The sequence below is a fragment of the Allobosea sp. 01N443 genome, from assembly GCF_056399325.1.
In genome coordinates this window covers 1-24,021 of sequence record NZ_JBFTRC010000160.1, presented here as the reverse complement: position 1 = coordinate 24,021, position 24,021 = coordinate 1, and the positions used below count along the sequence as shown (strand labels likewise).

The 24,021-nt window shown below is 64.8% G+C and carries 25 protein-coding genes and 1 pseudogene; 19 read left to right on the top strand and 7 right to left on the bottom strand.

Features of this window, described 5'->3' with window-relative positions; genetic code table 11:
- Together AC1DRP_RS27885 and AC1DRP_RS27880 are read left to right on the top strand one after the other, a co-directional pair.
- Nucleotides 1-862 (top strand): sugar phosphate isomerase/epimerase family protein (locus AC1DRP_RS27885; protein WP_476770147.1); only part of this gene is annotated, 862 nt, incomplete at its 5' end.
- A complete protein-coding gene (locus AC1DRP_RS27880; protein ID WP_441508748.1) occupies nucleotides 859-1,872 on the top strand; it encodes a Gfo/Idh/MocA family protein in 1,014 nt (337 codons plus the stop codon). The genes AC1DRP_RS27885 and AC1DRP_RS27880, both read left to right, overlap by 4 nt.
- 50 nt (nucleotides 1,873-1,922) lie before the next feature.
- Here AC1DRP_RS27880 and AC1DRP_RS27875 read toward each other — a convergent pair whose 3' ends face one another.
- The 5 genes from AC1DRP_RS27875 to speB form a co-directional block, all read right to left on the bottom strand.
- Nucleotides 1,923-2,825, bottom strand: a complete 903-nt coding sequence (locus AC1DRP_RS27875; RefSeq protein WP_476770146.1) for a GntR family transcriptional regulator — start codon at nucleotides 2,823-2,825, stop codon at nucleotides 1,923-1,925.
- 71 nt (nucleotides 2,826-2,896) lie between these two features.
- Nucleotides 2,897-3,412, bottom strand: a complete 516-nt coding sequence (locus AC1DRP_RS27870) for a Bug family tripartite tricarboxylate transporter substrate binding protein (RefSeq protein ID WP_476770145.1) — start codon at nucleotides 3,410-3,412, stop codon at nucleotides 2,897-2,899.
- A complete protein-coding gene (locus AC1DRP_RS27865; RefSeq protein ID WP_476770144.1) occupies nucleotides 3,409-3,573 on the bottom strand; it encodes a hypothetical protein in 165 nt (54 codons plus the stop codon). The genes AC1DRP_RS27870 and AC1DRP_RS27865 overlap by 4 nt, the downstream gene beginning before the upstream one ends.
- A 44-nt stretch (nucleotides 3,574-3,617) precedes the next feature.
- A complete protein-coding gene (acnA, locus tag AC1DRP_RS27860; RefSeq protein WP_476770143.1) occupies nucleotides 3,618-6,293 on the bottom strand; it encodes an aconitate hydratase AcnA in 2,676 nt (891 codons plus the stop codon).
- Nucleotides 6,294-6,631: 338 nt separating this feature from the next.
- Nucleotides 6,632-7,672, bottom strand: a complete 1,041-nt coding sequence (speB, locus tag AC1DRP_RS27855; RefSeq protein WP_441491674.1) for an agmatinase — start codon at nucleotides 7,670-7,672, stop codon at nucleotides 6,632-6,634.
- 212 nt (nucleotides 7,673-7,884) lie between these two features.
- On the opposite strand from speB, the gene AC1DRP_RS27850 reads away from it, so the two are divergent.
- From AC1DRP_RS27850 to AC1DRP_RS27800, 11 genes and pseudogenes are all read left to right on the top strand, one after another.
- Nucleotides 7,885-8,742, top strand: a complete 858-nt coding sequence (locus tag AC1DRP_RS27850; RefSeq protein ID WP_441491675.1) for a LysR substrate-binding domain-containing protein — start codon at nucleotides 7,885-7,887, stop codon at nucleotides 8,740-8,742.
- 170 nt (nucleotides 8,743-8,912) lie between these two features.
- Nucleotides 8,913-9,980 (top strand): ABC transporter substrate-binding protein, encoded by a 1,068-nt coding sequence (locus AC1DRP_RS27845; protein WP_441508752.1) that lies wholly within the window; start codon nucleotides 8,913-8,915, stop codon nucleotides 9,978-9,980.
- Nucleotides 9,981-9,985: 5 nt separating this feature from the next.
- Complete coding sequence (locus tag AC1DRP_RS27840; RefSeq protein WP_476770142.1) at nucleotides 9,986-10,876, top strand: ABC transporter permease; 891 nt, start codon at nucleotides 9,986-9,988, stop codon at nucleotides 10,874-10,876.
- 30 nt (nucleotides 10,877-10,906) lie between these two features.
- Complete coding sequence (locus tag AC1DRP_RS27835; protein ID WP_476770141.1) at nucleotides 10,907-11,482, top strand: ABC transporter permease; 576 nt, start codon at nucleotides 10,907-10,909, stop codon at nucleotides 11,480-11,482.
- Between the two features lie 10 nt (nucleotides 11,483-11,492).
- The gene (locus AC1DRP_RS27830) at nucleotides 11,493-12,596 is read left to right on the top strand and encodes an ABC transporter ATP-binding protein (protein WP_441479061.1); all 1,104 of its coding nucleotides are present in this window, start codon (nucleotides 11,493-11,495) and stop codon (nucleotides 12,594-12,596) included.
- 24 nt (nucleotides 12,597-12,620) lie between these two features.
- Entirely contained in the window at nucleotides 12,621-13,418 is a 798-nt protein-coding gene (locus AC1DRP_RS27825) for a transporter substrate-binding domain-containing protein (protein WP_441508755.1), read from the top strand.
- A gap of 3 nt (nucleotides 13,419-13,421) precedes the next feature.
- Nucleotides 13,422-14,090: an amino acid ABC transporter permease gene (locus tag AC1DRP_RS27820; RefSeq protein WP_441508756.1), complete on the top strand. Its 669-nt coding sequence runs from the start codon at nucleotides 13,422-13,424 to the stop codon at nucleotides 14,088-14,090.
- The gene (locus AC1DRP_RS27815) at nucleotides 14,087-14,731 is read left to right on the top strand and encodes an amino acid ABC transporter permease (protein ID WP_441508760.1); all 645 of its coding nucleotides are present in this window, start codon (nucleotides 14,087-14,089) and stop codon (nucleotides 14,729-14,731) included. Before AC1DRP_RS27820 ends, AC1DRP_RS27815 begins: the two co-directional genes overlap by 4 nt.
- A gap of 110 nt (nucleotides 14,732-14,841) precedes the next feature.
- The gene (locus AC1DRP_RS27810) at nucleotides 14,842-15,675 is read left to right on the top strand and encodes a GNAT family N-acetyltransferase (RefSeq protein ID WP_441508757.1); all 834 of its coding nucleotides are present in this window, start codon (nucleotides 14,842-14,844) and stop codon (nucleotides 15,673-15,675) included.
- A gap of 174 nt (nucleotides 15,676-15,849) precedes the next feature.
- The gene (locus AC1DRP_RS27805) at nucleotides 15,850-16,329 is read left to right on the top strand and encodes a hypothetical protein (protein WP_476770140.1); all 480 of its coding nucleotides are present in this window, start codon (nucleotides 15,850-15,852) and stop codon (nucleotides 16,327-16,329) included.
- A gap of 304 nt (nucleotides 16,330-16,633) precedes the next feature.
- Nucleotides 16,634-16,822 (top strand): annotated as a pseudogene (locus AC1DRP_RS27800) (helix-turn-helix domain-containing protein); the annotation flags it as partial.
- Nucleotides 16,823-16,891: 69 nt separating this feature from the next.
- Here the strand turns inward: AC1DRP_RS27800 and AC1DRP_RS27795 are convergent.
- A protein-coding gene (locus AC1DRP_RS27795; RefSeq protein ID WP_476770139.1) for an IS5 family transposase occupies nucleotides 16,892-17,646 on the bottom strand; the annotation gives its coding sequence in 2 pieces (ribosomal slippage) (nucleotides 16,892-17,313 and nucleotides 17,313-17,646; 756 coding nt in all).
- A 125-nt stretch (nucleotides 17,647-17,771) separates the two neighbouring features.
- Between AC1DRP_RS27795 and AC1DRP_RS27790 the strand changes: the two genes are divergently transcribed.
- Nucleotides 17,772-18,032 carry a hypothetical protein gene (locus AC1DRP_RS27790; protein WP_441507666.1) on the top strand — a complete coding sequence of 87 codons (261 nt, stop codon included), beginning with the start codon at nucleotides 17,772-17,774 and terminating at the stop codon, nucleotides 18,030-18,032.
- A 46-nt stretch (nucleotides 18,033-18,078) separates the two neighbouring features.
- Here the strand turns inward: AC1DRP_RS27790 and AC1DRP_RS27785 are convergent, their stop codons facing one another.
- Nucleotides 18,079-18,630 (bottom strand): flavin reductase family protein, encoded by a 552-nt coding sequence (locus tag AC1DRP_RS27785; protein WP_441507673.1) that lies wholly within the window; start codon nucleotides 18,628-18,630, stop codon nucleotides 18,079-18,081.
- Between the two features lie 261 nt (nucleotides 18,631-18,891).
- Between AC1DRP_RS27785 and kdpF the strand changes: the two genes are divergently transcribed.
- The 5 genes from kdpF to AC1DRP_RS27760 all read left to right on the top strand — a co-directional run.
- Nucleotides 18,892-18,978 carry a K(+)-transporting ATPase subunit F gene (gene kdpF / locus AC1DRP_RS27780; RefSeq protein WP_069880828.1) on the top strand — a complete coding sequence of 29 codons (87 nt, stop codon included), beginning with the start codon at nucleotides 18,892-18,894 and terminating at the stop codon, nucleotides 18,976-18,978.
- Nucleotides 18,979-19,004: 26 nt separating this feature from the next.
- Complete coding sequence (kdpA, locus tag AC1DRP_RS27775) at nucleotides 19,005-20,714, top strand: potassium-transporting ATPase subunit KdpA (RefSeq protein WP_476770138.1); 1,710 nt, start codon at nucleotides 19,005-19,007, stop codon at nucleotides 20,712-20,714.
- A 20-nt stretch (nucleotides 20,715-20,734) separates the two neighbouring features.
- Nucleotides 20,735-22,771, top strand: coding sequence for a potassium-transporting ATPase subunit KdpB (kdpB, locus tag AC1DRP_RS27770; RefSeq protein WP_441507664.1), 2,037 nt, complete (start codon nucleotides 20,735-20,737; stop codon nucleotides 22,769-22,771).
- Between the two features lie 24 nt (nucleotides 22,772-22,795).
- Nucleotides 22,796-23,389: a potassium-transporting ATPase subunit KdpC gene (gene kdpC / locus AC1DRP_RS27765; protein ID WP_441507663.1), complete on the top strand. Its 594-nt coding sequence runs from the start codon at nucleotides 22,796-22,798 to the stop codon at nucleotides 23,387-23,389.
- A 10-nt stretch (nucleotides 23,390-23,399) separates the two neighbouring features.
- Nucleotides 23,400-24,021: histidine kinase (locus tag AC1DRP_RS27760; protein WP_476770137.1), on the top strand; the 622-nt coding region annotated here is incomplete at its 3' end.

Genomic DNA, 24,021 nt, shown 5'->3' with positions numbered 1-24,021 from the left:
CTCGATGTTCTATGCGCGGCCGTTCACGCGCGAGCATTTCGGCTGCTTCCAGCGGATGAAACGGGCCGGAGCCGATGTCGTCGAGTTGCTGGTACCGGAGCCGGGTGAACTCGATCTGGGCGAGACCCGCGCCGCCATCGCCGATGCCGGCCTCTCCTGCGTGCTCGCTGCCCGGGTCAACCTCAACCGCGACCTCGCCAGCGCCGATGCCGGCGCCCACCACGCGGGCGTCACCTATCTCGAAACATGCGTCGATGTGGCCGCAGCCCTCGGCGCAGCCATCGTCGGGGGGCCGCTCTATGGCGCCCCTCTCGTCTTCGCAGGCCGAGCTCCCTCCCCCGTCGACGACGAAGAGCGCAAGCGCCGCATCGATGCGATCGTCGTCGGCCTCTCGCAGGCTGGGAAGCGCGCCGCCGACGCCGGCATCCAGTTCGGCGTCGAGCCGCTCAACCGCTTCGAGACCGATATCTGCAACACGACCCGTCACGCGCTCGAAATCGTCGAGCGCGTGAACAATCCCACCGTCGGCGTGATGCTCGATACCTTCCACATGAACATGGAGGAGTTCGATCTGACCGATGCCATCCGGCAGGCAGGATCGAAACTCCTGCATTTCCAGGCCAACGAGAACAATCGCGGCTTCGTCGGCTCCGGCCATATCGACTGGCCGGCGATCGCCCGTGCACTCCGCGACGTCGCCTATCGCGGGCCGATCGTGCTCGAACCGTTCCGACGCCGCGACGAGCGAGCCGGCACTCCCCTGGCCCAGTGGCGTGCGCCCACGGAGAACGAGGACGAACCGCTGGCCGCCAGCATCGCCTTCCTGAAGGCTGCACTCGCATTCGCCGGGAGGACGGCATGACCGGTTCAAGGACAGGCGCGCTTCGGGTCGGCTGGATCGGCTGCGGCGTCCATGCCAACGAGATGCTGCTGCCGCAGCTGACGCGGCATGATGTCGAGATCACTGCGCTCTGCGACACGGATGAGGCGCGGCTGAATACGACCGCCCGGCGCTACGGCGTCCCCGAAACTGGTCGCCTGCGCGACTGGCGCAGCTTCTTGTCCCGTGGCGATCTCGACGCGGTCGGTCTCGCGGTCGGTCCTGCCCTGCATCACGAGATTGGATTGGCAGCGATCGCGCGCGGCTTGCCGCTCTTCATCGAGAAGCCGCCGGCGCCGACGGCGCGACAAGCGGCCGAACTGGCCGAAGCCGCTGCGAGCCGCAAGGTGCCGGTCGTGCTCGGCTTCATGAAGCGCTATTCGACGGCCAACCGCATTGCCGCCAACGTCATCCGCGCGACGGAGTTCGGCGCAACGGCGAGTTTTCTCGGCGAGTACATGACCGCGCCGACCTATTTCGCCGGGGATCCGGATTATTCCGGCTTTTACCTGCATCATTGCGTGCATTATTTCGACCTCGTGCCGCACCTGATGGGCGAAGTCGCGAGCGTGAGCGCGAGGCGGCACGAACTGGCGCCGGGCAAGCTGCTGCTCCATGTCGATTTCCGCTTTGCCAATGGCGGCATCGGCACCCTGGTCTTGGGCACGCATCAGTCGCGCGGAACGCCGATGGAATGGTGGCAGGTGATGGGCGACCATACCCGCGTCGAGGTCCGCAATGTCCATGAAGTGCGCTATTTCAGAGCGCCCCCCTTCAAGGTCTCACGGGCCGAGGCCAGCCTGATCGATGGCGAAGACACCTTGGTCTGGGAGCCGAATCTGACGGCCGCCGCCAACGAGGACCACAAGGGCTATCACGCGCTTCTCGGSGACTTCGTTCGAGCGGCACGCGGCGAGCCGACGACCGCACCGAACGCGGCCGATGGCGCTGCCGCCATGGCGCTGCTCGAACAGGTAGTCGCCGAGCGTTGAGTCTGCTTGCGCCCCCTTCGGGACGCTGCGCCTCTGCGCCTGGGAGCCTGCTAGGGGGCGAGGAGCGGCCGGATGCTGGATAGGTTCTCGATCGTATGGCCGAGATGCTGCCGCAGCCTCTCGGCCGCCTCCTCCTGGCGGCCGGCGGCCAGGCTATCGAGAATGGCGAGATGCTCTTCGCATTGCCTCCGATAGCGTTTGCGGTCGAGCATCGAACGATAGGACAGCAGCCGGCGGATGCGGTTGATCCGTCGGATCGTCTCCAGAAAGAACGGATTTCCGGAGCCGGCGACGATCGTCTCGTGGAAGCGGACACCGCGTTCGTGGAGCGCGTCCGCGCTGTCTGTCTCGATCGCCCCGTCGAGGAGCCTCCGCTCGGCAGCCCTGCAAGCAGCAATGCTCTCGGGCGCAAGATGATAGCCGGGTTCGAGCAAGGCGGCAGGCTCCAGCGCCAGCCGCAGACGGTAGGTCTGCTCGAGGCTCTCCGGGGTGGTGAGAACCGGCGTGAAGCTCCAGCCATAGCCGGCGCGGCGCTCGGCCCAGCCCTCCTGGCTGATCCGCGTCAGGACTGCATTGAGTTCGGCACGGGTCAGTCCGTAGCTGTCCCTGAGATCGGACTCGGTGACGTGTTCGGACAACCGGCCGCGCAGATGGTCATCGGCGATGCGGAAATAGGCCTTCGTCACGCCGTCCGGCTCGGCGAGGCCAAGGGCTTCGCCGGAGGGAGGCGTCCCCTGAGCGACGAAATAGCCGCGATTGTGCTCGTGGCTCAGGACGCCCTTGTCGGCAAGCAGTTGCAAGGCCTGACCGACGGGAAAGCGCGACACGCCGAAACGCGTCGCGATATCCTGTGAGCGTAGATGTGTCCCGGCACCCAGATGCCCCTCTCGGATCTGATCGAGAATCCGAGCTGCGAGCGGGATCGCCAGGTCTCGTCTCCCACTGCCTGCCATCGTCCCAGCCCTGCCGGCGCGAGCGCGCCGACAGTGGCTCTAGGTGATGACACGGCTCGCAGGCAAGGTGCCTATTTCACCAGACCAATCGTGCGCAGGATGTCGCCGACCCGAATCTGCTCTTCCCTGAGGAAGGCTGCGAACGCCTCCCCCGCAAGATAATAGTCGTCCCAGCCGCGCGCCTTCAGCAGCGCTTTCCACTCGCCGCTCGCAACCATCGTATCGAAGAGCTTGGTCAACTGAGCCCTCTGTTCGGCGCTGATGCCCGGCGCGGCCATGACCGCCCGCCAGTTGACCACCTCGACATCGTAGCCGAGCTCCTTCAGCGTCGGCACATCGACGCCGTCAAGCCGCTTGCCCGAGGAAATGGCCAGCGCGCGCAGCTTGCCGGCCTTGATCTGGCCCTCGAGTTCGCCATAGCCGGAAACGCCGGCCGTGACACGGCCTCCGAGCATGGCCGCGAGCGCCTCCCCGCCACCGGAGAATGCGACATAGTTGACCTTGCCGGCATCAGCGCCGGCCACCTTCGTCACGAGCGCAGCAAGGATATGGTCGGCGCCTCCCGCCGATCCGCCGGCCCAGGTCACCCGGGCGACGTCGGCTGTCGGGCGGCGCCATCCCAACCACCGCCTGGCCCGGCGGGTGCGATGATCTTGAGTTCCTGCGGCGGCGTCTGGGCCGTCGCCAGTTCTGGCGTCATCGCCATCGCGGCAAGCAGGCCCGTTGCGAAAATTCTGCCGATGGTCATCTCGATCCTCCCCGATCGTGTTGGATTGGGCGCGTTTGCGCCGGTTACGCCCGCGCTTGGCCGGGCAACTCTTCGCCGCTGACGGTGAAGGACGTGGCGGGTGCCGTCAGGTGGCGCCCGAGGATCAACGGAATGATGCCGCCGGCGCGCAGCGTCGCGCATTCGAGCGCGGTCTCGACTGCGGCGCGCAGGAAGAGTGGTTGGGTACGCCCGGCCTTGCGATGGAGCCTTGCCGGAACCTTGCAGCGCGGAAGGATGGCGTGCGGCATGGCTTCGATCTCGATCATGTCGCCTGGCGCAAGCGCCAGCGCTTCCACGCCCTCCCCGGCCGCGAGCGACAGCGGCAGAATGCCCATCCCGATCAGGTTGGACCGGTGGATGCGCTCGAAACTCTCGGCCAGAACGGCCGCGACACCGAGCAGGCCGAGACCCTTGGCCGCCCAGTCGCGCGATGAACCGGTGCCGTACCGCTCACCCGCGACGACGACCATCGCCTTTCCTGACTGGCGATAGCGCTCGGCCACCCGCCAGAGCGGCAGGGTCTCGCCACTCGGAACATGGATGGTCGAGCCGGGCGCGATGCGCGGCGCGAGACGGTTGACCACCGTGCGATTGGTAAAGAGGCCACGCAGCATGACCTCCCAATTGCCGCGCCGCGAGGCATAGACGTTGAGGTCCTGGGCATCTTCGCCCTGTGCGATCAGCCATTGCGCGGCCTCGCTCTCGGACGGGATCTGGCCTGCGGGCGAAATATGATCGGTCGTGATGTCGTCACCGAGCACAATCAGGGGGTGGGCGCTGTAATGGCCGAGCCGGGCTGGCTGATCTGCGCGGGCAAAGGGTGGCGGGCGCAGATAGGTCGATGACGGATCCCAGGGGAAACCCGCACTCGCCGGAGCATCGAGTTCCTTCCAGCTCCTGCTCGCAGAGGCCTGCGCAAAGGCTTCAGCGAAATCGACGGGATCAAGCGCTCGCGCAAAGGCGGAATCGATCTCGGCCCCGCTCGGCCAGAGTGCTGCCAGGTCGACAGGGGTTCCGTCGGCCGTGGTCGCGAGAGTGCCCTTGGTGATGTCGCGATCGGCATCTCCCGCCAGCGCATAGGCGACGACCAGCGCTGGAGAGGCCAGGAAGCCGGCATCGATCTGGCCATGGACGCGGCCGGGAAAGTTGCGGTTGCCGGACAGGACAGCAACAGGAAGGACCGTGCCCGCGCGCGCGGCTTCATCCATTGCAGGACGAAGTGGGCCGGAATTCCCGATGCAGGTTGTGCAGCCATAACCAACGATTCCGAAGCCAAGCGCTTCGAGATCCTCGAGCAGGCCGGCACGCCGAAGATAGCGCTCGGCCGAGGGTGAACCGGGGGCGAGTGATGTCTTGACCCAGGCGGGGGGGGGGAGGCCGAGCTGGCGTGCCTTGCGCGCCACCAGGCCAGCGGCCACCAGCAACCGCGGATCTGACGTATTGGTGCAGCTTGTGATCGCGGCAATCGCGACGGGAAAGCGGGGCAATCCGGCCGCGGGCGCGGGCGTCTTCGCCTGCGGCATCGCCTCGAGCGCGGGAACCACCTCATCCGGCGCGACCAGATCCTGCGGCCGTCGGGGGCCGGCGAGGCTGATCGAGATCGCCGCCAGATCGATCTCGACGATCTCAGTAAAGCGTGGTTGCGCCTGCGGGTCGAACCACAGCGCCTGAGACCGAGCGTAATCAGAGACGAACGCGATATGATCGGGTTTGCGCCCCGTCTGAGCGAGATAGGCCAGCGTCGCTTCATCGATCGGAAAATATCCGGTCGAGGCACCGAATTCCGGCGCCATATTGGCGATGACAGCGCGCTCACCTCCCGACAGCGTCGCGGCTCCTGGCCCGAAGAACTCGACGAATGCGCCGGCGACGCCCTGCGCACGCAGCCGTTGCGTCACGGTCAGCGCAAGATCCGTGGCACTGACGCCTTCACGCAGGCGGTTGATCAGGCGCACGCCGATCACCTCGGGGATGCGCATCATCACCGGCATGCCGAACATCACGCTCTCGGCCTCGAGCCCGCCAACGCCCCAGCCGAGGACACCGATGCCATTGATCATCGGAGTGTGGCTATCGGTGCCGATCAGTGTGTCCGGGACGGCCCAGACCCGACCGTCGACGGTTTGGGTGGTCACGACCGTCGCGAGTTGCTCCAGATTGATCGTGTGCATGATGCCGGTGCCGGGCGGATGCACCCGGACGCCGTCAAGGGCCAGCGTGGACCATTTGAGAAAGCGATAGCGCTCGCCGTTTCGCTTGTATTCCCGTTCGAGATTGACGCGCATCGCGTCCGGCGACGCCGAAAGATCGACGCCCAGCGAATGGTCGACCGAGACGTCGAGCGACAGGACCGGGCTGAGCCGCTTGGGATCACCGCCGCCTTCGGCGATCGAGTCGCGCATGGCGGCGACATCGACCAGCGCAGGCGTGCATGTCGTGTCATGCATGAGAACACGACCTGGCTGAAAGGCGATCTCGCCATCCGAGCGTCCGCCCGCGAGCCAGCCGCGAATGCCCTGCAATGCGGCATTGCGCTCGTCCGCTCCCATGGGCTGGCGAACGACGTTCTCGGCGAGAATGCGCAGGACATGCGGCAGGCGCAGGAGGTCGGTCCCCAGCGTCGCCTGCAAGTCCGCAACTACATAGTCACGGCCGGCAAGGCGGCTTGTCCTGGAAATCGAGGATGGGTTTGGAATCATACCTCATGATGCATATTAACGACTATAAATGCAATGTCACCGATGGTGCCTCGACCTTCCCTGAACGCCCTGGCATTGCGGGCGCTGCTACGGACGCAACAGCCATAGATTATCGCCGGGTCGCTGGCGGTGACGGCCTTGCGGGTACAGCGGCAATCGCCGCCACCGTTTCCGTGCCGGACGCATCAGGCGCCCCGTGAAGCCATCGCTTCCTCACGGGGCGCTCGGACATCGGTCCCGGACAGATCAGGCAAGCTGAACCAAGGGTCCGGGATCGCTGAAAGGCGGAAGGCGACAGCCGGAGAATTGATCTGTGCTGGGATCCCGCTCGGGCAGGATCACTTCTTGCAGGCCACGAGGCAGAGCAACTGGAACAGAACCTGCGCCGCCACTTGCGCGGTATTGGTGGTTGGATCGTATTGTGGAGCGACTTCGACGACATCGCCGCCGATGATGTCGACGCCTGCGACGCCACGCAGGATCTCCAGCACTTCGCGCGGCAAGAGCCCTCCAACTTCGGGGGTGCCAGTACCAGGGGCGAAGCCCGGGTCCAGGCTGTCGACGTCGAAGGAGACATAGACGGGTCCGGAACCGACGACGGCCTTGGCCTTCTCGATTACCGCCTGCAGCCCCATGGTCCCGACCTCCTCGGCATGGATCACGGTCATTCCGGAATCGAAGGAGAACTCCCAGAGATATTCGCCGCCGCCCCGAATACCGATCTGGATCGTCCGTGTGGGATCGAGCACGCCGGCCAGGACCGCCTCCCGGAACGGGCCACCGTGATGGAATTTCGAGCCTTCATAGGGCCCGGCGGTGTCGCAATGCGCGTCGATGTGGATCATGCCGACCGGGCGCTTGGCGCCCAGTCCCTTCAGGATCGAGCCGGTGATCGAATGATCGCCGCCAACCGAGAGCGGAATCGTCGCGGTTTCGCCGATCATGCGATAGCAGGCTTCGATGTCTGCATGGCAATCAGCCAGACTGTAGCGACTGCTGAGCGCGATATCTCCGACATCGGCGACGCGTAATCTGCCGAGCGGCGCAACGCGCAGCACATGCTCATACGGTCCGATGCGCTCGACGGCGCGGACAGCGCGGGGCCCAAGCCGGGCGCCGGCACGGTTGGTCACGCCCAGATCCATCGGCACGCCGATCAATGCTACGTCGAGCCCGGCCAGTTTTTCAGCCGAGAGCCCGTCCGCCAGAAAGGGAGCGTCGAGGAAAGTTGCCGGATCGGCAAACGGCCATTTGCGCCGGTCCGCGCCCTGAAAAATAGTGTCCGCGACGGCCTTGAAATGAGGATCGTACATCTCGCCACCGCCGGCCGAAGCGTAGCGCTGGCGCAAGCGGTCGAGGGCGGCATTGTCGAAGGGCATGGCAACCTGCAGGGAATGATGCGGAAGCCCGGAAGGCTGGCAAAAGAACGAGGCTGCCGGAACGGCGAAAAGGCACGCGGCCCTATAAGCGAAACTGAATAGCGCCCCCTTTGCCTCCTCCCGGCGGCGGGCGGACGACGCTCGGGTCAGGCGGCTGCAGGCCAGCCGGTATGGCTGCGTAGAACCAGCTTCGATGATATGGTGCGGGTGCGATGCTGGAACTGGACCCTTATCTGCTGCGCGCCTTCCTGACCGTCGCTGAAGTCGGAACGGTCAATGGTGCCGCCTTGTCGCTGAACCGCACACAGGCGGCGGTCAGCATGCAGATTCGCAAGCTTGAAGAACTGCTGGGCAGCGACCTGTTCGAGCGCTCGTCGAAGGGGCTTGAGCTGACCAATAATGGAGTCCTGCTCACGCCCTATGCCCGCGAAATCCTGAGGCTCAACAGCGAGATCGGAAAACGCCTCAACGGCAAGATGATCGAAGGGCGGGTCCGGCTCGGGGTCGTCGAGGATTTCGCCGCGACGCGCCTGATTGAAATCCTGAAAGCCTTTCGCGACCAGAACCCCAAGGTCGACATCGATATCATCGTCGAGCCCAACAAGCGCCTTGCCGCTATGTTCGAGAACGAGAAGCTCGACATCGCAGTCTGTGACACGACACGGCTCAACCGCAAGCCAACCCTGGTCTGGTCGGACCGGCTGCTCTGGGTCGTGCGCTCGGACATGGTGATCTCGACGAGTTCGCCCTTGCCGATCATCATGTTCGAGGAATCCTGCCCGTGGCGCACACCTGCGCTGGCCGCGCTGTCGGGGCATGACCTGCAGTGGAAGATCGTCTGCGAAGCCTCGACGCTGGTTGCCATGGCGACCGCCGTGCGCGTCGGCATCGGCATCGGCCCGATGATCGCGGCGACGATCCCGGAGGATTGCCGGGTGCTCGACCATGCCGCCGGGCTGCCTGAGCCGGTCGAGGTCAGCATCGGGCTCTATTCCCGGACCGGCGCGCCAGGCGAAGCGCGCTACCTCTCGGACTTCATCGCACAGCAGAGCGACCTGCGCCGCCCCTGAATCGGTTCCGGCATTCACGCCCGCTTATAGCCGGACAAGCATTTTCGCCGTACCGCCGCGCCCTGCTTGCGAGTGCAATCGTGCCTCTGAACGGCTCGGGAGCCTGATCGTCCCGCACGATCGGCACAGCCTGTGGCCCCTCGACCCTCTGGCGCGAAGGACCTGACACCATGACGATGACACGCCGACATCTTTTGTCCCTGATAGGCGCGAGCGGCGCCGCAGGGCTCGCCTGGCCCCATGTGGCCGGGGCCCAGACTGCGAGCGGCCTCACGGCTGTCGAATGGGGCGGCGACGTCGTCGAGGCGATGAAGCAGGTCGCCGCCAGGCAAACCGCCGCCCAGTTCAACTGGGTCCTGCATCAGGGCGGAGCCGGAGCGATCCTCCCCAAGATCAAGGCGGGTTGGCCCAGGGTCGACTACGACTACATCGCCGGCTGGGAGGGCTCCTTCAACAGCATGATCACCGAGGACTGGGTCGAGACCATCACGGCGGCCGACGTCCCCAATCTGGCCGATATCCCGGAAAAGATCATGATGAGGGACGCCAAAGGCAATGTGAAAGCGGTGCCTCGCGCCATCGGCGGCATGTATTTCGGCTACCGGACCGACACTGCCCCCTTCGCCATCAGCAAGGTGGACGATCTCTTCGACAAGCGCCTCAAGGGCGCGATCTGCTGGCCCGGACCGACCCAGAGCATGATGCTGCAGATCGTCGCCCTGGCCCTGCAGGGCGGCGGCAACGAGTCCAATATGGAGCCGGGCTGGAAGCTGATGAAGGACCTGGCGAAGTCCGGCAATATCGGCCGCATTGCCGTGACCGACGTCGATTTCACCAACTCTTTCACCTCCGGCGAGACCTCAGTCGGCTTCTTCGCCGAACCGAGCTGGGCTGCCGTCGCCAAGAACTTCAAGATCACCCGCCTTACCAAACAGGCCGGCATGGCGACCTTCCTCTACCAGAGCGGCTTTGCCGTCATGAAGAATCGGTCGAACCGCAAGGCGACCTGCGATTTCATCAATTTTGCGATCAGCCCCGAAATGAGCACGCTTTACGCAAAAGTGGCTGGCGAAGCGCCGCTTAACAGCAAGGCAGCCATCCCGCCGGAGCTGGCTCATCTCTCCTTCACGCCGAAGGAGTTCGAGAGTTTCGTGCATGTGCCGGACTACAAGGTCGTGCTCGGCCAGCAGGATGCCTGGGCCAAGCGTTGGGAGTCCGACATCGCGCCACTGCTGTGAGTGTCATGACCGCTATCCCAGCCCAATACGCGCCGCTCGCGATCCCTGCGCCGCCCCGCACGACGCTCTTCTTGCTCGCACCGGGCTTGCTGCTGCTGTTCGTCATCTTTGCACTCCCCCTGTTCGGGCTCGTGCTGGAAAGCCTCAAGCAATATGTGCCGGGCCGGGTCGGCTCGGCCGTCGATGCGCCTCTGACGTTGGAGAATTATCGCGAGCTCGTGACGCCGTCATTCGCCGGCGTTCTCTACGAAACCTTCAAGCTGAGCGCAGCGGCATCGTTTGTTGGACTGCTGGCGGCGTTTCCACTGGCCTATTGCATCGTGCGGCGGTTTTCGCCGCGCAAGCGCGCCGCCTGCATCGGCTTTCTGGTGATGCTGGTCCTGCTCAGCATGCTGGTGCGCACCTACGCGCTGGAACTGGCCTTCGGCTCGGTCGGGGTTGCGCGCCCACTGCTTCTGGCGCTCGGGATTTCGCCGACAAGCCGCTGGTACACTGAAACCCTGGTCGCGGCCGGCCTACTCCATGCGGTCGTGCCGATGTGCACGCTGACCCTTCTGGGAACGATCCAGAATATCGATCCTCGCTTCTGCGATGCGGCGCAATCGCTGGGCGCTCCGGCCTGGAAGGCGCATCTCGGCATCACCGTTCCGCTGGCCCTGCCCGGGCTGGTATCGGCATTCCTGATCGCCATGACCTTTTCGATCAGCGCCTTCGTCATTCYGATGGTGCTCGGAAAGGGGCGCGTATTGTTTCTCTCGAACACGATCTACACGCGCTTCAGCGATGTCGCGAACTATCCCAGCGGCGCCGCGGTCTCGATCGTGATGCTCGTCATCACGCTGTTCGTGCTGTCTCTGGTTTCGCTGGTGCAGCGTCGTAGGGGCTCGCGCACATGACCGGTACCACACCTCACGACAGCGGTCGATGTGCTGGTCGGCACGGCCGCCGCGGTCGCGCTCGATCGCAGTAATTTTCACGGTCGCTCGCTGCTGATGGCCGCGTTCCTTTCGCCACTCATCGTGCCGGCGGTGGTGATCGGCTTTGCCTTGCTGCTGTTTCTGTCGCGCATCGGCATCGTCGACGGCTTCACCCGACTGCTCTGCGGCCACATCGTGATCACCCTGCCCTATGTCGTGCGCACCGTGCTCGCCAGCCTGACCGGTCGGGACAGGCGCCTGACAGAAGCGGCGCTGGTCCTTGGCGCGACGGAACGCCAGGCCTTCTGGAACATCACCCTGCCCCTGATCCGGAGCGGTATGATCACAGGCGCAGTCTTCGCCTTCGCCGTATCGTTGGACGACGTTGCAGTCAGCATGTTCCTGACGGACCCGTCGACCTACACCTTGCCGGTCGCCCTCGTCAGCAACATGCGCGCGTCCTTCGATCTCACGATCGCAGCCGCTGCCGTTCTCCTGATGGCGATCAGCGCCGTCCTCATCATCGTTCTGGAGCGCTTCGTCGGTTTCGACCGCCTGTTGGGCCAGGGGCTGTTTCGTTCATAGGGGTCAAACCGTGAGCAACGCCGTCGAATTTCACAGAGTCAGCCGTCGCTTCGGTGCCGTTACGGCCGTCGATGACGTTTCCTTCTCGATCGCCGCCGGCGAAACCGTTGCCCTGCTCGGGCCGAGCGGTTGCGGCAAGACCAGCATCCTGCGGGTCATTGCCGGCTTCGAACGGCCCGACCACGGCACGGTCAGCATCGGGGGGCGCGACGTCACTGCGCTCAAGCCCTATGAGCGCAATGTCGGGCTGCTGTTTCAGCATTATGCCCTGTTCCCGCACATGACCGTTGCGGAGAACATTGCCTACGGACTGCGCCACCGCGGCACTGACAGGCGCGAGATTCCCGATCGTGTCGAGGCGATGCTGGCGCTCGTGAGGTTGCAGGGTTTCGGCAGCCGCCGGCCGCATCAGCTCAGCGGAGGCCAGCAGCAGCGCGTCGCCCTCGCCCGCGCCCTGGCCACGCGGCCAGGCCTCATCCTGCTCGACGAACCGCTTTCGGCGCTCGACGCCAAGCTGCGGCAGGACCTGCGCGCCGAACTCAAGCAGGTCCTGGCCGCCGTCAATTCGACGGCGATGGTCGTCACCCACGACCAGGAAGAGGCGATGAGCCTGGGTGAACGCGTCTTCCTGATGCAGGCGGGCCGCATCGTCCAGGTCGGCGCCCCGTCAGACGTCTATGGTCGCCCCGGCTCGCGCTTCGCCGCCGATTTTATGGGGCGCACCAACTGGATCGAAGCCCAGGTGACGCGGCGCGAAACCGGCCTCGCCCGGGCCCTGAGCCGATCGGGCCTGTCGCTCACCGTGCCGGACTGCCCATCGGACGCAATCGACATCTGTGTCCGCCCCGAGAACATCATCCTGTCCACCGCCGCCGACGCTGATCCGGCTGGAATGGCCAACAGTGCGAAGGGTCGGATCCTCAATGTCGCCCTGCTCGGCTCTACCCGCCAGATCCTGGTCGAGACGGCCGGCGGCGAGCAGATTCTCGTGATGCAAGCCAACCGTGTCGGCGACGGTCTCGGCCCAGGTCAGGCCGTGACGATCGGCTTTCCGGTCGATGCCTGCATCACCATGCCGTCCGGCAACGCGACCGGGCTTGCCGCCGCACTCTAGCGTTCTCAGGGAAGGATGAACGATATGACCACGACCTCCTCGATCAAGACATCGCTGCTGGCACTCAGCCTGCTGGCGGGCATCGGCCTTGCGACGGCCCCGGTTCGTGCCGACGCTCTCGACGACATCACGAAGGCGGGCACCCTGAAGGTCGGTGTCTTCGCGGATTTTCCGCCCTTCTCATCGGCCAGCGCCGATATGAGCCTCAAGGGCTATGACATCGACATCGCCGAGACCATAGCCAACGCGTTGAAGGTGAAGCTCAACCTGGTCAACGTAACCGGCCAGAACCGCATTCCGTATCTGACCGAGCGTCGCGTCGACATCCTGCTCAGCGTCGGCCACAGCGCCGAACGCGAGAAGGTCATCGATTTTACCGCTGCCTACGCCCCTTACTACATCGCCGTCATCGGGCCGCAGGCCGTAAAGGTCGAAGGCAAGGCAGACCTCGCCGGCAAGTCGATCGCGGTGAGCCGCGGCACGCTGGAAGACACCTCGCTCACCGAGGCTGCGCCGCCTTCCGCCGACATCAAGCGCTTCGACAGCTACAACTCCGTCATCCAGGCCTTCATCTCGGGCCAGGCGCAGCTGATGGTCGTCGGCAACGATGTCGGCGCCCAGGTGCTCTCGCGCCAGACCACGTTGAAGCCCGAGCAGAAATTCCAGCTGATGACGTCGCCGGACCATATCGCGCTGAACAAGGACGAGCCGCGTCTCAAGCAGGCACTCAACGAGATTGTCGCCAAACTGCTCGCCGACGGCACGCTGAACAAGGCCTCGCTCAAGTGGCTCGGCAAGCCACTTGATCCCAAGGATCTCTGAAGCTTGGCCTACAGCCTCAACTTCGACTGGCTGAGCCAGGCCTCCGAACCCATCGCGCGCGGCGCGATGGCGACGGTGGGGTTGATCGCCGTCACGACCGTGCTCGGTACAGTCTGCAGCGTGTTGGGGGCAGCGGCGGTGCGCAGCCGCTCTCCCTGGCTGCGCGGCATGGTCGGCAGCTATGTCGAGCTGATCCGGAACACGCCGTTTCTGGTCCAGCTGTTCTTCATCTTCTTCGGCCTGCCCAGTCTTGGCTTGCGGCTTGATCCTGCCGTCGCAGCAATCCTCGCGATGACGATCAACCTCTCGGCCTATGGCACCGAGATCGTCGCCGCGGGGCTGGATGCCGTGCCCAATGGTCAGAGGGAGGCCGGCCGCGCACTTGGGCTGCGACCCGCGCTGGTCTTCGTCAAGATTGTCCTCCCGCAGGCGCTGAAGGTGATTTTCCCGGCGTTGCAGAGCCAGGTCATCATCATGATGCTCGAATCCGCGGCGGTGTCGCAGATCTCGGTGCGCGAACTGACCTATGAGGCGGACATGCTGCAGGCGCGCAGCTTCCGCGCCTTCGAGACCTATTTCGTCGTCACCATGGTCTATCTGGCGTTGAGCATTGGGTTGCGCCGCATCCTCGGCCTCTCCGGACGGAAATTCCTGATCGGGGGGCCGTCCTGATGGACTTCACCTTCTGGGACATCCTGCGCAACCTGCTGCTCGCGACACGCTGGACGGTCCTGCTCTCGATTGTCGCTTTCATCGGCGGTGGCGTGGTGGGGATGGCAATCCTGCTGGCGCGGGTCTCATCCCGTCACTGGCTGCGTCATGTCGCCGATCTCTATATCGGGCTCTTCCAGGGCACGCCCCTGCTGATGCAGCTGTTCCTGGTCTTCTTCGGGCTTCCGCTGATCGGCTTCCGCATTGAACCCTGGTCCGCGGCGGTCGTCGCCTTGACCCTTTGCGCCAGCGCCTATCTCGCGGAAATCTGGCGCGGCGGGGTCGAGGCCCTGCCGAAGGGGCAATGGGATGCTGCCAAGAGCCTCGGCCTGCACTATCCCAATCAGATGCGGCTGGTGATCTTGCCACAGGCCTTTGCGATCACACGGGCGCCGGTGGTCGGCTATCTCGTGCAGCTTGTCAAAAGCACGGCGCTGACCTCGATCATCGGTTTCGACGAGTTGATGCGAACCTCCAATGCCATCTCTAATGCGACCTTTGAGCCTCTCACCGTCTATGGCCTGGTTGCATTGATCTATTTCGTCATCTGCCTGCCGCTCACCCGCTACGCCCGCCATCTCAAGGCTCACGCCCCGGCCTGAACAACGACAGCCCGGCTGACGCCCTCGGAGCGCGGTATCTATGCAATGCCGAGCGCGACGCGTTAGATCTGACCCATGTGGATCCCTCCGCCGCAAAGGCTTACAGCGAGATGAGCGAGCGCATCATTCGCAAGCTCGAGATTCTCGAAGTCGAGCAACTCATGGACTGGGCTGCCGCGGAGGGCTGGAATCCCGGCCTCAATGACGCGGCGGTATTCCGTGCGACCGACCCTGAGGGTTTCATTGGCGCCTTCGTCGATGGCGAGATGGTCGCCGGCATCTCGGCGGTTGCCTATGGAACGACCTACGGGTTCATCGGCCTCTACATCTGCCGCGCGGACATGCGCGGCCAAGGTCATGGCAAGGCCGTCTGGAACGCAGGCATGGCGCGGCTCGATGGGCGCATAATCGGGCTCGATGGGGTCGACGAGCAATTCGAGAATTACCGGCGAAAGGGCTTTGCGCCCTCTTACCGAACCATCCGTTTCGGAGGCACTTTTGCGCGCGGCCTGGCTGATAGCCGGACGGTGGACGGCGTCACCCCGGATCTCCTGCGCGAGATCATGGCCTTTGATCGCAGGAGCTTTCCGGAGACGCGGGAAACCTTCCTGACGCACTGGCTCATGCCCCCGCATCATGCGCGCGTCGCAATCTCGGATGGCGCGGTCACCGGGTACGGCGTGGTGCGCAAGTGCCGCTCGGGCTGGAAGATCGGTTCGCTCACAGCAGTAGACGACGCGACGGCCACCGCGCTGGTGCAGAATCTAGGTTCTTCTGCCGAAGGCGATCTCCATATCGACGTTCCAGCCGCGCGGCAGCGGTTCATCGACATGCTGGTCGGTGCCGGCCTTCGGCCTGGTTTCGAGACGACGCGAATGTATCTGGGCACACCGTTTCCTCTGGCGCCCGAGCTGTTCGGCGTGACCACCCTGGAGCTCGGATAGGCGCACCGCACTGCGAGCGCGGCGGCGATATCGGCGAAACCGGTCTCGACCTTGCGCCAGGCAAAGGGCCTGCGGCTGCGCGGTCGCAGGATCTTACCCTCGACGCTTGCCTGAACCGCGAAAATAGAGTGCCATCTCCACGCCGGCAGTGGCCGGGCATTGGGAGACCAGACCATGGCTAGACAAGTGATCCTGGCAGCCGCGTCGGCATTCGTGCTCGCGACCGTCTTTTCCTCACCGTCCCAGGCACTGACGATGAAGGAATGCAGTACGAAATATCAGGACGCCAAGAAGGCGAATACTCTGAAGGGCCAGAAGTGGAACGATTTCCGCAAGGCTCAGTGCGGTGATGACGATGCCGCGGAGAGCGATGCGGCCGCAGCTGTCCAGGATGCTCCCGTAGCTCCGGCTCCAGCTGCCGCGCCGGCAACGCCCGGAGCCAAGCCGGCCGCCGCTCCTGCGCGGGCAAAGGCGGCGGTGTTCCCCAAGACCGTCGCGCAGAAATACTCGGATGAGTCGCCCGGCAAGGCTCGGCTGAAGACCTGCGCGGATCAATRCAATGCCAACAAATCCGCCAACGCCAACGGCACCCTGAAATGGATCGAGAAGGGCGGCGGCTACTGGAGCCAGTGCAACGCCAAGCTCAAGAGCTGACCCGATGTGGCGGCGGCCCAGGCCGCCGCCATTTTGCCAACTGTTTCCATGTAGAAGCGCGCTTTTGCGCGATCAGAACATGAACTCTGGAGTTCATCGCAACCAGGCCGCCCCGGCGCCGCCAGCTTCCCCGGATTGGTGACCGGTCCACGGCAGTATCCTTGCAGAAGATTGAGTGATTGCGATGGTCATTTACCTCTCATTAACCCTTTTCGCCCCCTTTTGGATCGTCTTCTGAGTTGGAGCTGGGGGCTCACAAAGGGAAGATGACATGCAGGCTTTCGACCCTGAGAACGGTGCCGAACATCTCGTCGGACGACCTGTCGCAGATGTCGAGCGCGATCTGATCCTCGCCACCTTGAAGGAAACCGGCGGCAATCGCACCCATGCAGCCGCCATGCTTTGCATATCGATCAGAACGCTCCGCAATAAGCTGGGCGCCTATGCCTCTGACGGCTACGAGATTCCAGAGGCCGGCCAATCCGCGCATTGAGGGATTTTGCGGCGATAAATGGGCTGCTCGCATTGGCGCGGCAGCCCATCTAGGCTCAGGACTCGTTGATCAGAGCCAGAAGATGACGGCCGCGGCGATACAGATTGCCGAGAAGAAAGTGTGGGCGCAGCGGTCGTATCGTGTGGCGATGCGTCGCCAGTCTTTGAGCTTAGCGAAGAGGTTCTCGACCTTGTGGCGCTGGCGATAGAGCGCTTTGTCGTAGGGATACGGGATTTTCCGGCTTCGGCTCGATGGAATGCAGGGTGCGATGCCTTTGGCGACCAGGGCCTGGCGGAACGCGGCGCTATCATAGCCGCGGTCGGCAATAAGGGTTTTGGCTGACGGTAGGGCAGCGAGCACGAGGCTTGCGCCCTTGTGGTCGCTCATCTGGCCTTCCGAGAGCAGCATGATGATCGGGCGGCCGGTCTCGTCGCAGACGGTGTGGAGCTTGGAGTTCAGCCCGCCCTTGGTGCGCCCGATACACCGGGGAAGAGCCCCTTTTTGAGCAGGCTCGCCGCCGTGCGATGCGCCTTCAGATGCGTCGCGTCGATCATGATCCGCTCCGGCCTGGGCCCTTCGCCGGCAAGCCCGGCGAAGATCCGGTCGAAGACGCCGAGCCGGCTCCAGCGGATGAAGCGATTGTAGAGTGTCTTGTGGGGACCGTAGCCCTTGGGCGCGTCCTTCCACTGCAGGCCGTTGCGGATGACGTAGACGATCCCGCTCACCACACGCCGATCATCAACCCGTGGCACGCCATGCGACAGCGGAAAATGCGGCGATATCCGCGTCATCTGCCGCTCGCTCAGCAGAAACAAATCATCCATCACGGCATCCTCCAGGACACCGTGAATCACATCTCAAGCAAAATTAATAGGTCCTGAGCCTAGCCATATCTTGGCCATCAATGCGGCAAAAGTTATCAAGCCGTTGCCTGGATAGGAGCCGCATCATGAAGAGAGCCTCGTTACTCGCCATGGTGTTGATCTCCGGCGGCCTCGCTGCCTGTCAAACCATCACTGCGGCAGAACAGCGTAGCGCCGACGAAGTGCGTTGCCGATCCTATGGCTTCCGGCCAGGCACTGACGCATTTGCCAAATGCCTGCTCGACGTCGATTTGGCACGCTCGGCTGCACGCCTCTATCGCTTCGAACAAGCAGGAGGGCCCGGGTGGGGCTATTACCCCTATGGGGGACGCCCCTTGTTCTGGTGAGTGCAGCTTCGAGCCCCCTGCACACGCGGCGCGGCGTGCGTTGGGCCTAGCCCTGGATCTGCTTCCACAGCACCATGCGCTCGCGCAGGTCGATGATCTTGCCATCGACCGCAAAGGTACCGTCGCCGCGATGATGCAGGGTCCGGCGTTCCTTCCGTTCCGGGTCAACCCAGATCCGCACGGCTTCCAGAATGAACAGATTGTAGCGCTCGATCAGGCTCCGATCGGCAACGCGGCACTCGATATTGGCGAGGCATTGGCCGATCAACGGCGCCGTGACGTCCTTCGCCGGCTTGGCAGTGAGCCGGAAGCGCTTGAACTTGTCGATCTCACCGCCCGAGCAATTGCCGATATCGACCACCTTTCGGGCGAGGTCGACTGTCGGGATCGCTATCACGCACTCGCCGCTCGCCCGCAACGCCTTGTAGCTGTGATCCCACGGGCCGATGATGCAGCCGATCAACGGCGGCGCATGCTGCATCACCATGTGGAAACCCATGGTCATGACGTTCGGCCGCCCCTCGTCCGATGTCGTGACGAGAACGATCGGTCCGGCCTCAAGCAGGCGATAGGCCTTTGATGCCGGCATCTCCTGAATGGTCATGACCATCGCTCCGCTGGCCTCTGCAAGGCCCAACGCCAGTGACCAGCGAAAGATCGTTGCTGCAGGCGACCTTTATGGAACCCTTATGCCTCCCCCCTGCCTTTCCCCTCGACCCCTTACTGCCCCAGGCACCACATCTCCGGTCTAACCTGACTGGAGATTGGCCATGGCCGACATCGTCTTCATCGCGCTCGGGCTCGGAGCCTTCGGGCTCTTCGCGGCCTATGCTGCGCAGTTGCGCAAGGTCTGACGACCATGGCGCTCACCTGGCTTTACGGGGCCGCGGCGCTTGGGCTCGCGGTCTACATGGTCGCTGCGCTGCTGCGCCCCGACCGCTTCTGACACAGCTTTCATAAAGGAGACCTCGCATGGACTGGCGGGGCTGGGCCGAGATCGTTTTCACGATCGCGCTGACTGTGGCCGTGGGTTGGCCACTTGGAATCTTCATGGCTCGCGTCTGGGCGGGCGAACGAACCTGGCTCGATCCGGTGCTGAAACCGGTCGAAGCCGTGGCCTATGCAGCCTTCGGCGTCGACCGCAACCGGCAGCAAGGGTGGTTCGGCTATGCCGGCGCGCTGATTGCCTTCAGCGCCGCCGGGTTTGCGCTGCTCTACGGGATGCTGCGCCTGCAGGGCGTGCTGCCGCTCAATCCGCAAGGCTTTGACGGGCTGTCGCCGCACCTCGCCTTCAACACCGCCGTCAGCTTCGTCACCAACACGAACTGGCAGTCCTATGGCGGCGAGACAACGATGAGCAATCTCAGCCAGATGGCTGGGCTCACCGTGCAGAATTTCGTCTCGGCCKGCGCTGGCCTCGCGGTCGCCGCTGCATTGTCGCGCGCCTTCGCTGCGGATCGGGGCGAGGGCCTCGGCAATTTCTGGGTCGATCTGACCCGTTCGGTCCTCTACGTCCTGCTTCCGCTGTCCATCGTCACAGCCCTTGCGCTGGTCGCGGCCGGTGTGCCGCAGACGCTGCTCGCCAATGTCGAGGCTTCGACCGTCGAAGGCGCGAAGCAGGTGATCTCGCTGTTCCCGACCGCGAGCCAGGAAGCCATCAAGCAATGGGGCACCAATGGCGGCGGCATCTTCAACGTCAACTCGGCGCACCCGCTCGAGAATCCGACGCCGTTGACCAACCTGATCGAGGTGGTTTCACTGAACGCGCTCGCCTTCGGCACGGTCATCGCCTTTGGCCGTGTCGCCGGTGCACGCCGCGAGGCGCGCGCGCTGATCGCGGTCATGGCGATCCTCGTCGGCGTCGCGGCCTCGGCCATCTACGCGTCCGAGACGCTGACGCCGCAGCCGGCAATGATCGCCGCTGGCATCCCCGATGCCTCGGCCAACATGGAAGGCAAGGAAGTCCGCTTCGGCGCCGCCACGTCGGCCATGTGGGCCGCCCAGACCACGGGTGCCTCGAACGGCTCGGTCAATTCCATGCATGGCAGCTACATGCCGCTCGGAGGCGGCGTTGCGATGTTCCTGATGCAGCTCGGCGAGATTCTGCCCGGCGGCGTCGGTTCCGGCCTTTACGGCATGGTGGTGATGGCGCTGCTCGCGGTCTTCGTCGCCGGCCTGATGGTCGGGCGTACACCGGAATATCTCGGCAAGAAGGTGGAGGCACGTGAGATCAAGTTCGCGATGCTGGCGGTGCTCATCCTGCCTCTCTCGATCCTCGGCTTCTCCGCGATCGCTGCGGTGCTGCCGGTCGCGCTCGAGGGACTGCTCAACAAGGGGCCGCGCGGTCTGACCGAAATCCTCTACGCATACTCCTCGGCGACGGGAAACAACGGCTCGGCCTATGCCGGCCTGACCGCCAATGCGCCCTGGTGGAACACCACGCTCGGCATCGCGATGCTGCTCGGCCGCTTCGCCTATGCCATTCCGGTGCTCGCCATCGCGGGCGCTATCGCGGCCAAGCCGAAACTCCAGCCCACCGCCGGCACTCTGCCTTCTGACAGCCCGCTCTTCGTCGGCCTGCTGATCGGCATCATCCTGATCCTGGGTGGCCTGCAATTCTTCCCGGCGCTCGCGCTCGGACCAATCGTCGAGCACTTCCAGGTGCTTGCGGCGGCTCGTTGAGCCGACAAAGGAAAGCTTCCATGAGTATGTCCTTCGTCAAATCCTCCAGCTTCGACCAGGGCGTCGTGCTGACGGCGCTGAAGAGCGCCTTCGTCAAGCTCGACCCGCGCAAGCTCACCGGAAATCCCGTGATCCTGGCCACGGAGGTCGTCGCGGCGCTCGCGACGGTTTCCGCCGCGGTCGCCCTTTCCGCCGGCGCACCTGCCGGGTTTCCGATCCAGATCGCGGCCTGGCTCTGGCTCACCGTGCTCTTCGCCAATTTTGCCGAGAGCATTGCCGAAGGGCGCGGCAAGGCGGCGGCAGATTCGCTCCGTGCCGCCCGCGTCACCACCAAGGCTAAGCTGATCATCGACCCTGAGCGGAATGCGATGATCCCGACCGCGGCCCACAAGCTCGTTCCGGGCGATCTCGTGCTGGTCGAGGCCGGCGACGTGATCCCGGCCGATGGCGAGATCGTCGAGGGTGTCGCCTCGGTCAACGAGGCCGCGATCACCGGCGAATCCGCTCCGGTGATCCGGGAGAGCGGTGGCGACCGCTCGGCCGTCACCGGCGGCACCACGGTGGTCTCCGACTGGATCAAGATGAAGGTCACGTCGCAGCCGGGCTCCTCCTTCCTCGATCGCATGATCGCGATGGTGGAAGGCGCCGACAGGCGCAAGACCCCGAACGAGCTTGCGCTTGCCGTGCTGCTCGCCGGCCTGACGCTGGTCTTCCTGGTAGCCGTCGTCACCCTGACCGGCCTTGGTGCCTTCTCCGGCATCTCGCTCGATCCCATGGTGCTCGGTGCGCTCTTCGTCACGCTGATCCCGACCACGATCGGCGGATTGCTCAGCGCGGTCGGCATCGCAGGCATGGACCGGCTGCTCAAGGTCAACGTGCTCGCGACCTCCGGGCGCGCAGTCGAAGCCGCGGGCGACATCGACACGCTGCTGCTCGACAAGACCGGCACGATCACCTTCGGCAACCGCATGGCCGTCGAGGTCATCCCGGCGCCGGGCGTTCGCCCGGACAATGCGCTGCGCGCCGCGCTCATGGCCTCTCTCGCCGACGAGACCCCCGAGGGTCGCTCGATCGTCGAATTGGCGCGGGAGCAAGGCATTACTGCCAGCATCCCGGACCATGCGACCGCGATCGCCTTCAGCGCGACGACGCGTCAGTCGGGCCTCGACGATAACGGCCAGTCCTGGCGCAAGGGCGCGGTCGATGCCGTGCTGACCATGCTCGATCTGCGCGACGGCCAGGTCCCGGCCGAGATGCGCCACGCGGTCGACCGCATCGCCCGCTCGGGCGGCACGCCGCTCGCGGTCAGCGAGAACGGTGCGCTGGTCGGCGTCATCCACCTCAAGGATGTGGTGAAGCCCGGCGTCAAGGATCGCTTCGCCGATCTTCGCCGCATGGGTGTGCGCACCGTGATGATCACCGGCGACAATCCCGTCACCGCTGCGGCCATCGCTTCCGAAGCCGGCGTCGACGATTTTCTCGCCGAGGCGACCCCGGAGGACAAGCTGCGCATGATCCGCACCGAGCAGGCCAAGGGCCGTCTCGTCGCGATGTGCGGCGACGGCGCCAATGATGCCCCGGCGCTCGCGCAGGCCGATGTCGGCGTGGCCATGCAGACCGGGGCGCAGGCCGCCCGCGAGGCGGGCAACATGGTCGATCTCGACAGCGATCCGACCAAGGTCCTGGAGATCGTCGAGGTCGGCAAGCAGCTCCTGATCACGCGCGGAGCACTGACCACTTTCTCGATCGCCAACGACGTCGCCAAATATTTCGCGATCATCCCGGCCCTGTTCGTGGCCGCGCTGCCGGCCTTGGGCGCCCTCAACGTCATGGGGCTCACGAGCCCGCATAGCGCCATCCTCTCGGCCGTGATCTTCAACGCGCTGGTCATCATCGCGCTGATCCCGCTGGCCCTGCGCGGCGTGCGCTATCGCGCCATCGGCGCCGCCAAGCTGCTCTCGCGCAACCTCACCCTCTATGGCATCGGCGGGCTGATCGCGCCCTTCGTCGGCATCAAGCTGATCGACATGATCGTCACAGCCCTGAAGCTCGCCTGACGCCGCGGACAAGGAGCACCAACCATGTTGTCCCATCTTCGTCCTGCCATCGCCTCGATGGTGTTCTTCACCCTCGTCCTCGGCCTTGCCTACCCGCTCGGCGTGACCGGTATCGCCGGCGCGGCCTTCCCGTCCCAGGCCGGCGGTTCTCTGATCCGCAATACCCAAGGCGAGATCGTCGGTTCGCAGTGGATCGGCCAGAACTTCAAGGGCGACGCCTATCTGCGTCCCCGCCCCTCCGCCGCCGGCAAGGACGGCTATGATGCAGCGGGCTCATCGGGCTCGAATCTGGGCCCCATGAACGAGGACCTCGCTGCACGGATCAAGGCGGATGCCGAGGCGCTGCGGGAGGCCGACGGGAAAGGGTCCTTGCCGGCCGATGCGGTTACCGCTTCCGCTTCGGGTCTGGATCCCCATATCTCGCCGGAGAACGCGGACCGCCAGGTCGCTCGCATCGCCAAAACCCGCGGCATCGCCCCGGACCAGGTTGCGGCGATCATCGCAGCGAACACGCAGGGGCCGACCTTCGGCTTTCTCGGTCGTTCGCGTGTAAACGTGCTGACCGCGAATCTCGCCCTCGACGCGCGTTATCCGAAGCCGCAAGCTAAGGCGCCATGAGCCCAGCGTTATGACTGCAGACGAGACCAGATTCCGGGAGCAGGGACGCCCCGATCCCGATGCCCTTCTGGCGCAGGCCGGCCGCAAACGCGGCCGGCTCAAGATTTTTCTGGGCATGGCTCCAGGCGTCGGCAAGACCTACGAGATGCTGTCCCAGGGCCGCCGCGCCCAGGCCGAGCATGGCGAGGTCCTTGTCGGCGTGGTCGAGACCCATGGGAGGCGGGAGACCGAGGCCCTGCTCGACGGTCTCGAGGTCATGGCGCGCCGACCGATCGAGCATCGCGGCCGGACCTTGCTGGAGTTCGACCTCGATGCGGCGCTGGCCGTCAAGCCGCGCCTCCTGCTCGTCGACGAATATGCCCATTCCAACGCTCCCGGCAGCCGCCACCCGAAACGCTGGCAGGATGTCGAGGAACTGCTCGAATCCGGTATCGACATCTGGACGACGCTGAACGTCCAGCATCTGGAGAGCCTCGTCGACGTGGTCTGGAAGATCACCGGCGTGCGCCAGCGTGAAACGGTGCCGGACAGCGTCCTCAGCCGGGCGGACGAGATCGAGCTGATCGATATCACCCCGACCGAACTGCGCCAGCGCATGGCAGAGGGCAAAGTCTATCTGCCCGAGACGGCGC